We start from the raw sequence: 13,042 nt of genomic DNA on the forward strand, positions 1-13,042 counted from the left end.
AACCATGAGCATTTCTGCAATCAACGCCGATGTCTTCGTCTCCGAAGTACTGAACAGCGCACAAGTATGGGGCATCAAGGATAGGGATGGCTTCCCGACCTCGACAAACGCGTCCGGCGAAACCGCAATGCCCTTTTGGTCGTCGGAAAATCGGGCCATGTCGATCATCAAAAGCGTCCCCGCGTACTGCGACTTCACCCCGGAGCCGATCTCGTTACCGACGTTCGTCGAACGGTGGCTACCCGGCTTGCAAAAGGACGGCCTCTATTGTGGGCTTAATTGGACCGGCGCACGCGCAACAGGATATGATCTATCTCCGGCTGATCTGATGGCCCGACTGGAGGCGGCCCAAAGAAAATCCTAATCCCGCGCAACAGCGAATTTGCCCACGCCGCCTAATCCACCCGCAAACGCGGCGATGCGTGGACCGAGTTTTATCCTCCTGCCACCACGACGACAGGGGCACCAAGCATGGCGGCTATCCCCCACCTGAAGACGCTCGCGCACAGCGCAGTCCACCTGACGCAGGAACCGCGTGCCGACGAGGACGCCCACAACAAGCTCGTGGAGATCTACTGTGTCACACTGCTCATGGCGTCAGACACCAGGGTCCTTCTCGACCATGGAGCCACTGGACCAGATCGATCAGGTGCCAACGCACGACGCCATGGACTGCCGGGAACGGGCCGCGCTCGACAATATCGACTAATGCCTGGCGCTGAGCATTGTTAAGTCGTGAACGGGCCCCGAGTGCCTTTCCATCAAGCAAGCCGTCGGGACCACGGGCATTGAACCGGAGCACCCAGCCCCGCCAAACTGAAGTCCGACACCACCGATAGAGCCAGAAGGCGGCGCGCTGGGTTCGCGTGCTTGGTCGTCCGCGCCAATCGGCGCAGTGACGCACCGTCAAAATCGTCCCGTAAACCAATCGCTGTCCCCATGGTGCCGATCTCCAATCTGCCGGCGCCATTGAGTCAGATTTCCGCGGTCTTGGGCATCCTCCGTGAGTCAGTCACCGCGCGGTGTGGTATAACTCCTCTCCACACCTAAAATGCGATTGACTCGCAATATCGTTTTTGCATAGGAGGCCCCGCCGTGATGAAGAGGGGGTTCCATGACGCATAAATTCTTCCTGCCGTTCTTGTCCGCTACGATGCTGACAGGAGGTGCTGCTTGTTCTGTTGCCTCTGCGCAGGAGGTCGAACAGACAGCGGATAAGAGGCGTGTCGATGAGGAGATCATCGTCGCCGGCCTCAAGCCCGATGAGGGCCAGAACAGGATCGGCGAGAATGGCGCGATGGGCTCGAAAGTCTTACTTGACACGCCCTATTCCCTGACCGTCGTCGATGCAGAGGACATTGCCCGGCGGCAGGCCAACAGCATCGCGCAGATCTTTGCCAACGATCCGTCTGTTTTCTCCTCGGCACCGGCGGGATCGACCAACTGGTGGGGTACTCAGATTCGCGGGCTAGGCGTGCGCAACTATTATATCGATGATGTACCGTTGCTGCTGTACTGGGGCGGCGACTTCCCGCTGGAGCCGATCGAAAGCGTCACTGCGTTGAAGGGCCTGACCGGCTTCATGTACGGCTTCGGCGCCCCGGGCGGTGTGATCAGCTATCGCACCAAGCGGCCGACCAGCGAGCCGATGCTGACGACCGAGATCGGCTATCGCACCAACAGCGTCTTTTATGCCCGGGCTGATGTGGGTGGCCCGCTCACCCGCGACGGCAGACTTGGCTATCGGGTCAATTTGGGCGGAGAAAAGGGGACCGCATATAACCAGGCCGGGGTGAACCGGCTGGTCGGGTCGCTGGCGCTGGACTATGCGATCAATCCCAACCTCAAATGGCACGCTACCGCGACATATGAGGACAGCAATCTTCAGCACGAGCCGTTCCAGTTCTACTGGGCAGACTATGTCGGGAGCGAATTGCCCCGCCCGACCTATGATTATTCTAAGCTCAACGTCGACAATAGCTATTACAAGGCGCGGACGCTGGCCACAGCCACCGGGTTCGACTGGGCGTTTGCCGATGGCTGGTCCGCACGGCTGACCTATGGCTACACGAGCAAATTCCATCGCTCGAACAAGATGTTCGTCTATATGCGCAATCAAGCTGGCGACTATGATGGCTATGCCTATAATTTTGCCGAGCTGGACAAGAACCATTTCGTGCAAGCGATAATGCAGGGCAACGTCGTGACGGGCCCGATCCGGCATGAGATCGTGGCTGGGGCATCCTTCCAGCTCATGGACAGCGCCTTTGGCTATAGCGACAAGGATTATTACTGGGGCAACGACTTCAATGGTAACATCTACCAGGATCAACCGTTTCGTGTGACGCGTCCGATCAGCTTCGGAACCGATGGCTGGCCGACACGGGAGCGGCAGGAGGCCTTGTTCCTGAGTGACACGCTGCATATTGGCGAGAATCTCCAGGCGATGCTCGGTGTGCGCCATACGCAATACAGGCTGTTTGATCTGGACGGGGATCCGTCGGTCGATTCCGGTTATCGGACAACGGCGGTGACGCCGACGCTCGCACTGATCTACAAACCCGCGCCCTATGTCTCGGTCTATGGCAGCTATGTCGAGGCGATGGAGCCGGGCAGCCGGGTCGGGGGCGAATATGCCAATGCGGGCGAGGTGCTGAAAGCGACGCTCAGCCGTCAATATGAAGTCGGTGCCAAATATGAGCATCAGCGGTTGAGCCTGACGTTGGCAGGTTTTCGGATCGAGCGCGCCGCCACGATCGATCGCATCGTCGATGGCGCGCGCCGGCTGACGCAGGACGGCCTGACGCTGTACAAGGGGGGCGAGGCGATCGGGAGCTATCGGCTCAGCGACGATCTCAAGCTGGGGGCGGGCGTGGTTTATCTCGATTCGAGCATTCGTAATGTGTCAGCCGGCAACGAGGATCTGCGCGGCAACGTGCCGGCAGGCGCGGCCAGATGGCAACTCACCAGCAATGCCGAATATCATGTTCCCGCCATTCCCGGCCTCAGCCTGCACGGCAATGTCCGCCATACCGGCAAAGCACCCACCAATGACAGCAACAGCCTCTACGTTCCCGCCTATACTACGGCGAACGCGGGCTTCCAGTTCGACACGCTGCTCGATGGACGCAAGGTGACTTTCACCGGCAACGTCAACAATCTGTTCAACGCCAAATACTGGACCCAGACCAACATTGGCGAGGGCATAAACGGGACCCTGAGCGTCCGCCTGTCATGGTGACGAGGCAAGATGGCGCCGACGGTGGGCCGGCTGAACGGCAGCCTAGCCCAATTTTGAACTTGGAACCTGCCGCTCCACAATCGGCTCAACCTAACTTGTTCCAAGGCATAGCGACGCCGAACGCGTGAACGTCGGCTTCTGCCTCGAGCCGACGTTCATCGGTCCACGTGGGCAGGGAAGAAACGTCCCCGGTCAAATTTTTCGTCCCTTGCCGCAGCGGGTGAATGAACGGCAGAATCGATGATCTCAAAAGCGGGTAGGAACGTCCGGGTTTGCGGCGATCGCGGCAGGCAGCAAGGCGACGCTCAAATCGGCGGCTCGCGACCAAAGTCGGACTTCCGCAGATCTTCCAGTGAGGACGGCTTTTGACCAACTCTGCCGTTCGATAAGCGGCTTGGGAAGGGCAGCAATTTTCCCAAGCGCGTTAAAATGGCCCCTCGCGGGACGCGAGGAGCCATCGAGTCAGATTTCGGTGTTTTCGGCTAAGGTGAGCGCGTCTTCCACGTCGATCCCGAGATAGCGCACCGTATTCTCGATCTTGCTATGACCGAGGAGGATCTGGACGGCGCGAAGGTTGCCGGTTGCCCGGTAGATTATTGATGCCTTCGTCCGGCGAAGTGAGTGCGTGCCGTACTCGTTTCGCATCAGACCGACCCCTGTCACCCATTCATCGACGAGCCTGGCATACTGTCGGGTGCTGAGATGCCCATTATGATCAACCCTGCTCGGAAAGACATAGTCGTCCACCGTGCCGCCCCGCCGCTCAAGCCAGGCCAGTAGACTGGCCCTAGCGTCTGGAAGCAGCTCGAATTGAACAGGCCGACCTGTTTTCTGCTGCATCACGATCGCACGCGTTCGAATTTGTCCGCCGCTGACAAGGTCGCCGATCTTCATCTGCACCAAGTCGCAGCCCCTGAGTTTGCTGTCGATCGCCAGATCGAACAGCGCTCGATCTCGCAAACGGCGGCGCTGATTTAAGTAAAATCGGATCTCCCAAATCTGCTTCGGTTTCAGTGCACGCTTAGCGCCAACGGCCCTTCCGGCATTCCAGACCTGGCGCTTGGTGGCGGTGAGTTCAGTTTCAGGCGATTCCATGATCGTTCTCCGATGGCCACAGTGGCCGCTCGAAGAACGCTTTGGCGCTCGATAAACAGGAAGACCCACGGCGCCTAGCGCCCCCCTGAAGCCGTTCCCGTTCCCGCTTGAGTGGATGACCGGCACGAAACCGTCACAGATCCAGTGGGTCATGGCGTGCGTTGAGTTTTGCGAGCCGCTAACGCATGAGCCCGGCTGCCCGAAGTGCATCCTCAATTACTTTGCCCACTCCGCCGATTGCGGGCACGTCGATCAGCGGGCGCGCCGTCGGGACACCGGCACCTGGGGTCTCATTCACCGCGTTCGATCCAAATGTGAGAGCAAGGCTTTGTCTCGTAGGTGCCGCTTCGGCAGGTCTAACATGAACAGCATGCTTATCGCTACCCACTAAGCCCCAGAATCGGCAGATGTGTCGTGTGGAGCAAATGCTGGCTTCGAGCATGTAGGCACCGCTCTTGCCGCAGCCGTTCTCGCCCGCTGTGTCGAGCGGCGTACCATGGCCCATGCCGGTGATGGTGTATTCCTCGATTACCTCATGGCCAGTGGCGTTGCACCAGACGCGCCTGGGATATCCATCGACGGCCTCGGTCCGCGCGGGATCGACACCGACCCCATGCAGAGCACGCCACTGGGCTATGATGGCGTCGGCGTTGTTGGGGTTCACCGTTGGGTCGCCGCTGCCATGCCAGATCGAGAGGGTAGGCCATGGACCCGGATGATCGGAGGCGCCGCGAACCAGCGCCGCAAGCTCCGCCTCACGCGGGACGCTGTGCCCGCGCATGCGATCAAAAGCTTGCGGGATCGTGCTCGCGCAGCCGTAGGGCAGGCCGGCGATGATCGCGCCGCCGGCGAACACCTCCGGATAGGTCGCCAGCATGACCGAGGCCATCGCCCCTCCCGCGGAGAGGCCTGTGACGAAGATGCGCGCCGGATCGATCGGGTGGGCACCGGCGACGGCGTCGATCATCTTACGGATCGAAAGCGCCTCGCCGGAACCACGGCGGCTGTCCTCCGGCGAGAACCAGTTGAAACACAGATTCGGGTTGTTACGCCGCTGCTGCTCAGGAAACAGGAGGGCAAAGCCGTACCGATCGGCCATCTCGGACCAGCCCGCCCCCACGTCGTAGCCAGCCGCCGTCTGGGTACAACCATGCATGACGACGACGAGGGCTGCTCCATCGCAGAGAGTTGGCGGTACATAGATATGGGCTTGGAGAGCCCCAGGGTTCGAGCCGAAATTCGGAAGGCTTTCGAGGCGGCCGCGGGGCACTGCACTCATATCGGCCGCATTACGCAGTGAAGCAAGCCGTGCTATAGTGTCGGAGAGTTTGCGCATGATAATCACCTTGGATGAAGATAGCCTGCGAAGGCGTGGTTATGACCATCTTGCCGCACCGCACAATGAATGGGGTGTCAGGCCATTGATGCAAGGCACCCAAGTACTTCTTTCAGTCCGGTTGCGAAGAATCGTCCGAGTTTCCGACGCTGACAAGTCGGACCGGCGGTCGACACCCGCGCGGCTTCACCTCCAACCGGGGGACGTCAACGTGTCATCGAACAGGGCCGGCTTGCCGTAGGTGATCTCATGTTGTGCGATCTCAACCTGCGTTGCGAGGGCTGTCTTAGGACGATGGAGATTTTGTATGCGTAACCGAAACGGTCGTCCCTGGGTATCCACCCTCGGTCTCAACGGTCGCATGCAACTGACTGGCCAAAGCTTCGACGATGCTGGTGCCCAGGCCCGGCTTCGCATCGGCCAGCGTCTCGGGCGTGCCAATGCCGTTGTCGCTGACCGACAAGGTCCAGCCGACATCGTGCATGTGATAATCGACGAGAATCCTGCCATCGCGCCCTCCGGGAAACGCATGCTTGAGTGCATTGATGACCAGCTCGGTGACGATCAGCCCCAGGCTGACCGAGATGTCGGCATTCACGCTAGTGCCGTCGGCGGTGACCACGATCAACACCTTGTCATGATCGTGGATCATCGAGGCGCCCAGGCTTTTGCACAACTGGGTCAGATATTCACGCAGTTCTACCTCGCCCAACCTTGATGCCGCGAGTTGCTGCTGCAAGGTCGCGATCGACATCACCCGATTGTGCGCATCGTGGAGATGCCCGCGCGCTTCGTCCGATTGCACCCGGCGCGCGCTCTGCATGAGCACGCTCGCAATGATCTGGAGGCTGTTGGCAACGCGGTGCTGAAGCTCCTGGAGCAGGATCGCCTTCTCGCGGAGCAAGTCATCCTTGAGCTTCACGCTGAGCCGGGCTTCGGTGACGTCGGAAATGGTCAGGAGCAGGCGGACATGATCCGCCTCGCCATAGTCGAGCTTCTGGGCGCCCAGAACGAGGCGCCGCGGCGGCGCCTCACCCTTGAGATCCATTTCGTAGGCTTCGATCCTGGCATGGCCCGAGAGGGTAGTGCCGAGCAGCGAACGAAGCTGGGGTACGTTCCACTCCCCCGCGCCGAGCGCAAACACCGACTGCCCGCTGACACGCGACGGATCGAGACCGAAAGCGCGGTAAAAGGATGTGCTTCCGGCGATGACGGTGAAGTCCCCGTCGAGCAACAACGCGGGCGCGGCGGAAGATGTCAGAATTGCCAGCGCGAGGCCGTAAGCGACATCAGGGTGGACGGGCGGATTCATGATGAAGGCCCCCTTTCCGGGGAAACCAGAAAGCCCGCGGTGATGAGGGCTGTATCCGGCAATCGCGAACAGCGCGCTTCTTTGAGGAGCGCATGAACTCGAAACCGCATCATAGCACGATTGCGCGCAAGCCCGGCATCTATTCGACGCCGGGCAGATGTCGCCGTCCCTGAACCCGGACAAGGCCGGTCCGGATCAGCCATTGGTTGCCGGCGCTGTCCCATAATAGTCGGTCACGCGCCGACCATAGGTTTCGTCGAACACGGGCGCCGAATCCGGCCGGAAGCTGGGCGCGCCTTCCAGCAGGCGCTTGTCTATGGCCGCCACATATCCGCCCTCCGTCTCGCTGTAGTGAAACGCCGACCAGGGAATGGGGTGATAGCTCTGCCCCAATCCGAGAAATCCCCCGGTGGACAGGATGACATAGGCGAGCTGTCCGGTCCGTTCATCCAGAATTAGCTTGGCGATCGTGCCCAGCTTGTCGCCATCGCGGCCCAGGACGGCCTTGCCGCGAATGTCGTCGGCGGAGGTCAGGACAACAGCGCCCACAGGCGCGGCCGGTGCTTCTGCATTGGTGGCCATGGCCTGGCTCCTTTCGGTAATAAAAAGGGGCGGCAAGCCCATGCGGCCGCCGCCCCCGGAAATGCATTCTCAGGCAAGGCTGTGCTTCAAATCGCGCATCTGGTCGTGCCCGGCCTTCACCGACACGAAAGCGTCGCGAATGACGTCACGCGTCGCGGGTTGAAGCTCGGCGTCCTTCGACGCCTTTTCGAACTTCGCCTTGATATGATCCTCGCCGCGTTCAACTTCGTCGATGATCGCCTTGTCGTTCTTGCCGGTGAGGGCCTGCTTGAGGTCCATGAAGCTGCGATGCGCCGCGCCCAGGAGGCTGGAGCTATCCTCCGGCTCTCCACCAAGGTTGCGCACTTCCGCCTGCAGGGTAGCGACGATCTGTCCGCGATCATGGACGAAACTGGTGAACAGCGTCGCAAAGCGCGTGCTCTTCGCGTCTTCGGCGGCGTCCTCGAAGCCTTTCAGGCTGTCGAGGGTCGTGGTGATCAGTCCGTTCAGAACCGAGATGTCATGCTGGTCGTTCATGTCCGTATCCTTTCCGATAGCGTCAGGAGCCGGGAGATCTGCATCTCCCGGCCCGTTGTGACGGTCAGTTTCCCGAGAGCGCCGAAGGCAGCAGCGCGCCGCCCTGCTGCAGCTGCTGCTCGATGATGGGCACGCCATTGCCGGCGACCTGTTTCAACGACTGGTCGGCGCCATCTTTGGCATATCCCTTGTACGTGGCCCAATTGCCCTGCTGAACCTGGGCGCACTGGGTGAGGTACAGGTTGTCGAACGAGCTGCGCGGCGTGCTGCGAAGCATTTTGAGCATCGAGGCGCGCTCGGCCGACAAGCGCGTAGTGGGCTTGGCGATCTTGCGCTGATCGTTGTTCAGCGAGGCGAGCAGCGTCTGCTGGGAGGTTTGCGACTCCGAGATGATGCGCTGGGCATAGGCTTTTACATCGCTGCGCTGTGAGCGTGCGAGGCTGAGCCGGCTTGCCGCGATCTGAAACTGGTTGGCATCGGATGCGGCAGCCGAGAAGGCCGGAGCATCAAGGCCATGGACCGGCCCGACGCCTACATTCACGCTGGAATAGCTGCCGGTCATGGCAGGTGTGGTGGACTGGGCGGAGGTGACTGCGGGGACGGCGAGCATCGCCGTGCCGAGCAGGAGGGAGATCATTGTCAGTTTCATGGTAGTGTTCCTTGCAGGCGCAATCCCACCAGTCATGCCGGTAGAAAAGCCACGCCCGCTCTTTGGCAGGAAACGCACCTTCCAAGATGGACAGGTATCGCTTGGAGCTATCTGGCAACGATCAAAAGTGGATATCGTTGCATCCATCCCTTCAATATTTTCAGAAATATCTGCTTACATCTGACAGCCGCGACAAATATTAGGATAAATATTTCATATGTTAAATATTTAACGAGTTGTGGAACGATTATATCGGATCGACCGTTCGCATAATTCCGGTTGCGATATGTCGATAAGGCCCGATCGTCTTCTGGATCACAGGAGAATGATTATGGGAATTATCATGTGGCTCATCGTCGGCGGCGTGATCGGCTGGCTCGCCAGCGTGATCATGCGCACGGACGGCCAGCAGGGCATCATCCTCAATATCGTGGTGGGCATCGTCGGCTCCTTCATCGGCGGCCTGATTTTCGCCAAGGGCGACATCAACAACGCGCCGCTCACCGTCACGACGTTCCTGGTCTCGCTCGCCGGGGCCATCGTACTGCTCGCGATCGTCAACCTGATCCGCCGCGGATCGCTACGCTGAGCTTCTCATCCATGGGGCTGTCGCGGCGATGCGGCGCCGGCGTTGAAGTCCTTTGAGCACGCTCACCATCCGGCATCGCACGTCCTATTATTACCGGCAGCCGGTGCAACTTGGTCCCCACCGGCTGATGTTGCGCCCGCGCGAAGGGCATGACATCGACCTTGCGTCCTTCGATCTAGACATCACGCCCGATGCCGGCATTTCCTGGGCGCGTGACGTGGCGGGCAATGCGGTTGCGACGGCGATCTTTCCATCCATCACCGACCGCCTGGTCATCGAAAGCCGGTCGGTTCTCCGCGTCGGCGCGGTGGCGTGGCCGGTGTTCGCCATTTCCGCGTCGGCGATCGCCTATCCGTTTCGATACAGCGACGACGAATGGACGGACCTCGGCAGCCTGGCCGTCATGCAGTATCCGGACGCGAACCACCGGCTGCACGACTGGGCGCAAGGGTTCGTGCGCGGGAACCCGACCGACACGCTGGCCCTGCTCAAGGACCTGAGCGCGGGTGTTCCCAGCTGGATCGCCTATCAGGCGCGAGACGATGAAGGCACCCAGTCCCCCGTGGAGACGCTGAATCGCGGCGGGGGATCCTGCCGCGATTTCGCGGTGCTTTTCGTCGAGGCTGCGCGCAGCCTCGGCTTCGGCGCGCGGATCGTCTCGGGCTATCTCGACAACCGGGCGGAAACCCTCGTCGGCCAGGATGCGGCCGGGTCCACGCACGCCTGGGCGGAGGTCTTTGTACCCGGTGCTGGCTGGATCACCTTCGACCCAACCAACCGCAGCGTTGGTGGTTTCAACCTTGTGCCTGTCGCGACCGGTCGCGCCATGCACCAGATCGCACCGGTCAGCGGCAGCTATGCGGGGCCAGCGAAAATGCTGGACCATATGAGCGTGGAAGTCGAACTGCGCTGACCAGCCATGCGCAGTGGATAAGAGCGTAGCTTGCCAAATGGGCTCTCCACCTATGGTATTTCGCCTTTGCACACCCCATATCGAACTTACCGCACTCCAAATGCCCAGGGCTCGAATGCGGCCGAGAGACAGTTCGCGCTCCCGCTCATTGACGGAGACGAACGATGTCCTTTTTATCCAGTAGCATAACGAGTACGGACAGAGCGGAACTTCCACTCAATCTTCCCATGATCCCGCAATCCAGTGGTGCGCAGGGTGACGCCGCGCGATCCCTGCGTGAGGACAATTGGGAGAATGAGGGCGGTCACGTCGCCGGAGCGAAGTTCCCGACCGCAACCCCCGCGCTTTCCGCCAGCGATGTCGAGACGCTCGAAGCTCAGGTTCGTTGCATGGAAAGCAAGCTGGCCAGCGATTTTGCCGATGGGCGGGTAGGGACGCGTTACAACACCTATGCACATCGCTCACGCGTCCTTCGCCAGCAAAAGGCCAAGCTTGAAGCAGGGTGGGCCAGTGTTCAGTCGCAGGAGCAACCAGGATGAACGATCCTTCTGAACTGGAGGGAGTCGCTGCGGCCGAGCAGATGGCTCATTACGAGATCACTCGCGTTCCGGTCGATCAGTATCGTTACAAGGATTATCGCTACTCGAAGCTGAGCGACGCAATTGCTCAGGCCAGACGTGACGGGAAGCCCTCCTGATCTTGGCCACCAAGGCATCGAAGCTTTTGAAAGGACGTTCCATGGAGCTTTCATCGACCTTTTGCCGGATGCAGGAGAATGTCCAGCGCGATCGCGCGACCAATGCGGTGTTGGAGAACATCCGCCGCGTGGCCGAGAAAGCGGCCAACGCATGGGGCGCCGTGGCCCTTGCCGCCGAACAACGCGAAGCTTGTCGCGAACGAACGCGCATCATTGCGGACATGGCCGCTCTTCAAAATGAGAGGATACCCAGCGAAGAGGACAGGCTGCTCAGCGAAAACCCGGACAGGGGGTTCGAAAGCCGCTGAATTGAGCCACCAAAAATCGGAGGAGATCTATCGCTTGTACGTTAGCATCCTGTGCCCGGCCATCACGGCATGCAGGCATGCCGTTCCTGGATACTACAACCCTTAGGCCGCAGTGTGAAGAGAGCGAGATGATCGATCCCGCAAATCCAGGCCTGCCGCACGAGTTTGCCGACCGAATAACAAAGCCGTTCACGCAGTTCCTCAGGGTCGAGGCCGCAGCCGGGGGATTGTTGCTGGTCGCTACGATAGTCGCATTGAGCCTCGCGAATACGACTTGGTCTGGGCAATTCCTGGCCTTCTGGGAGATGCAGATCGGCCTGCAGATCGGCTCGTTGGACTTTACCCGTTCAACGGGGCACTGGATCAACGACGGATTGATGACCTTCTTTTTCTTCGTGGTGTCCCTGGAGATGAAGCGCGAGTTCGCTCTGGGCGAATTGCGAAACCTGCGAACGGCGGCCCTTCCTTTCGCAGCTGCGCTGGGCGGCATGATAGTGCCTGCTTCGATCTACATTGCGATTCTGGCCGGAAAAGCCGGCACGCACGGCTGGGGAACGGTGATGGCGACCGATACGGCGTTCGTCATCGGGGGACTTGCGCTCTTTGGTTCGCGCGTTCCCCACAGCTTGCGCCTGTTTCTCATAGCCTTGGCGATCTTTGATGACATCGGCGCCATCCTGGTCGTGGCGATTGGTTACGGAAACGCCTTGAATTTCGTCGCAATCGGTCTTGCGTTTATGGTCCTGAGTGTAATCGTCATCGCCGCTCGTCTGGGCATCCGAAGCATCCCGATATACTTTTTCTTCGGAGCCGCGTTTTGGCTGTGCCTTGACGCCTCCGGCATCCACGCGACGATCGCCGGTGTCATACTCGGGCTAATGACCCCGGCGCGAATCTGGGTGGGTGTGCCGCGTCTGCGCGCCATCCTCGGGAACGTCCTGGAACCGCGCGATCATGAGTGGAGTGGCGACACATCAGATCGCCGCGAACTTGTAGAAGCGGGCCGAGCTATCAGCGAGTCCCTATCGCCGTTGGAGCGGTTGGAAATGATGCTGCACCCCTGGGTGGGGTTCGCGATCATGCCTCTCTTCGCCCTGGCCAATGCGGGGGTCGCGTTTTCGACGTCCGACATCCAACCTGTCACAGTCGCGATCTTTGTCGCGCTGGTCTTCGGCAAGCCCATAGGCGTTCTGCTCTTCAGCTGGCTGGCGCTGCGTTCGGACCTTGCAACGCTCGGAGCAGGCCTGAACTGGTCTTTCCTCACAGCCGGCAGCTTATTGACCGGGATAGGCTTCACTATGTCCTTTTTCATTGCGAACCTCGCTTATCCTTCGACGCTGCTGGTTGCGGCGAAGCTGGGAATTCTTCTTGCCTCGCTCGCATCGGCTGTCGTGGGCCTGTTGGCCATTTATTGGGTGACGCGGCACAAACGAGGGAATGCCTAGTGACCATCCAACGATAAGTTCGGGCAGGGAGCTAGACTCTTTGGTCGGCGGCATCTTTGCCGGCTATGGCTATAGGATCATGCCCCAGATGATGGTCGACGAAGAGGCGCGTTTTAGCGTCGGCACGGATGATGCCATGTCGGCGGTGCCGCTAGTGGCAGTGAGACCAACTTCAGTCTACCAAAAATGATATTCGAAGTAGCCTCAAGCGGCTGCTCTTGCCGCAAGCCGTCATTCAAGCGACGAGCGGAGAATGGCGGCTTCGTCGAAGGGTTTCGGGCGCCGGCAGGCGTACGAAAGTCTTACAAGTACGACCCGCGGTGAGGCTCGCCTTGGTCTATGGGTAAAAGGGCTTTGGT

General features: G+C 60.2%; 16 protein-coding genes. 9 read left to right on the plus strand and 7 right to left on the minus strand.

Features of this window, described 5'->3' with window-relative positions; genetic code table 11:
* Positions 1-4 precede the first annotated feature (4 nt).
* Positions 5-364 (plus strand): DUF2750 domain-containing protein, encoded by a 360-nt coding sequence (locus tag ABIC78_RS19075; protein WP_028657806.1) that lies wholly within the window; start codon positions 5-7, stop codon positions 362-364.
* Between the two features lie 225 nt (positions 365-589).
* On the opposite strand, the gene ABIC78_RS19080 is transcribed toward ABIC78_RS19075, so the two are convergent.
* Positions 590-970, minus strand: a complete 381-nt coding sequence (locus ABIC78_RS19080) for a helix-turn-helix domain-containing protein (protein WP_148291695.1) — start codon at positions 968-970, stop codon at positions 590-592.
* 144 nt (positions 971-1,114) lie between these two features.
* On the opposite strand from ABIC78_RS19080, the gene ABIC78_RS19085 reads away from it, so the two are divergent.
* Positions 1,115-3,241: a TonB-dependent siderophore receptor gene (locus ABIC78_RS19085; protein WP_354491418.1), complete on the plus strand. Its 2,127-nt coding sequence runs from the start codon at positions 1,115-1,117 to the stop codon at positions 3,239-3,241.
* 462 nt (positions 3,242-3,703) lie between these two features.
* Here the strand turns inward: ABIC78_RS19085 and ABIC78_RS19090 are convergent, their stop codons facing one another.
* The 6 genes from ABIC78_RS19090 to ABIC78_RS19115 all read right to left on the minus strand — a co-directional run bounded on the left by ABIC78_RS19090 (position 3,704) and on the right by ABIC78_RS19115 (position 8,731).
* Complete coding sequence (locus ABIC78_RS19090; protein ID WP_354491420.1) at positions 3,704-4,336, minus strand: tyrosine-type recombinase/integrase; 633 nt, start codon at positions 4,334-4,336, stop codon at positions 3,704-3,706.
* Between the two features lie 178 nt (positions 4,337-4,514).
* Positions 4,515-5,672, minus strand: coding sequence for an extracellular catalytic domain type 1 short-chain-length polyhydroxyalkanoate depolymerase (locus tag ABIC78_RS19095; RefSeq protein WP_354491422.1), 1,158 nt, complete (start codon positions 5,670-5,672; stop codon positions 4,515-4,517).
* 286 nt (positions 5,673-5,958) lie between these two features.
* Positions 5,959-6,984 carry a sensor histidine kinase gene (locus ABIC78_RS19100; RefSeq protein ID WP_354491424.1) on the minus strand — a complete coding sequence of 342 codons (1,026 nt, stop codon included), beginning with the start codon at positions 6,982-6,984 and terminating at the stop codon, positions 5,959-5,961.
* Between the two features lie 195 nt (positions 6,985-7,179).
* Entirely contained in the window at positions 7,180-7,566 is a 387-nt protein-coding gene (locus ABIC78_RS19105; protein WP_022674603.1) for a PRC-barrel domain-containing protein, read from the minus strand.
* Between the two features lie 69 nt (positions 7,567-7,635).
* On the minus strand, positions 7,636-8,082 hold the full coding sequence (locus tag ABIC78_RS19110) for a ferritin-like domain-containing protein (protein ID WP_022674602.1): 447 nt from the start codon (positions 8,080-8,082) through the stop codon (positions 7,636-7,638).
* Positions 8,083-8,146: 64 nt separating this feature from the next.
* Positions 8,147-8,731 carry a DUF4142 domain-containing protein gene (locus ABIC78_RS19115; RefSeq protein WP_354491427.1) on the minus strand — a complete coding sequence of 195 codons (585 nt, stop codon included), beginning with the start codon at positions 8,729-8,731 and terminating at the stop codon, positions 8,147-8,149.
* 331 nt (positions 8,732-9,062) lie between these two features.
* Here ABIC78_RS19115 and ABIC78_RS19120 point away from each other — a divergent pair, with 331 nt between their 5' ends.
* From ABIC78_RS19120 to ABIC78_RS19150, 7 genes are all read left to right on the plus strand, one after another.
* A complete protein-coding gene (locus tag ABIC78_RS19120) occupies positions 9,063-9,320 on the plus strand; it encodes a GlsB/YeaQ/YmgE family stress response membrane protein (protein ID WP_028657400.1) in 258 nt (85 codons plus the stop codon).
* Positions 9,321-9,372: 52 nt separating this feature from the next.
* On the plus strand, positions 9,373-10,233 hold the full coding sequence (locus ABIC78_RS19125; RefSeq protein WP_054132795.1) for a transglutaminase family protein: 861 nt from the start codon (positions 9,373-9,375) through the stop codon (positions 10,231-10,233).
* A gap of 227 nt (positions 10,234-10,460) precedes the next feature.
* Positions 10,461-10,772, plus strand: a complete 312-nt coding sequence (locus ABIC78_RS19130) for a hypothetical protein (protein ID WP_354491430.1) — start codon at positions 10,461-10,463, stop codon at positions 10,770-10,772.
* Complete coding sequence (locus ABIC78_RS19135) at positions 10,769-10,930, plus strand: hypothetical protein (protein ID WP_354491432.1); 162 nt, start codon at positions 10,769-10,771, stop codon at positions 10,928-10,930. The genes ABIC78_RS19130 and ABIC78_RS19135 overlap by 4 nt, the downstream gene beginning before the upstream one ends.
* A 2-nt stretch (positions 10,931-10,932) precedes the next feature.
* Positions 10,933-11,238, plus strand: coding sequence for a nucleoside/nucleotide kinase family protein (locus ABIC78_RS19140; protein WP_148291587.1), 306 nt, complete (start codon positions 10,933-10,935; stop codon positions 11,236-11,238).
* Between the two features lie 128 nt (positions 11,239-11,366).
* Positions 11,367-12,683 (plus strand): Na+/H+ antiporter NhaA, encoded by a 1,317-nt coding sequence (gene nhaA, locus ABIC78_RS19145; protein WP_354491434.1) that lies wholly within the window; start codon positions 11,367-11,369, stop codon positions 12,681-12,683.
* Between the two features lie 40 nt (positions 12,684-12,723).
* Complete coding sequence (locus ABIC78_RS19150; RefSeq protein ID WP_354491436.1) at positions 12,724-12,873, plus strand: hypothetical protein; 150 nt, start codon at positions 12,724-12,726, stop codon at positions 12,871-12,873.
* Positions 12,874-13,042 lie beyond the last annotated feature (169 nt).

It is taken from the genome of Novosphingobium sp. 1529, from assembly GCF_040544855.1.
GTDB classification, from domain to species: Bacteria; Pseudomonadota; Alphaproteobacteria; order Sphingomonadales; family Sphingomonadaceae; genus Novosphingobium; species Novosphingobium capsulatum.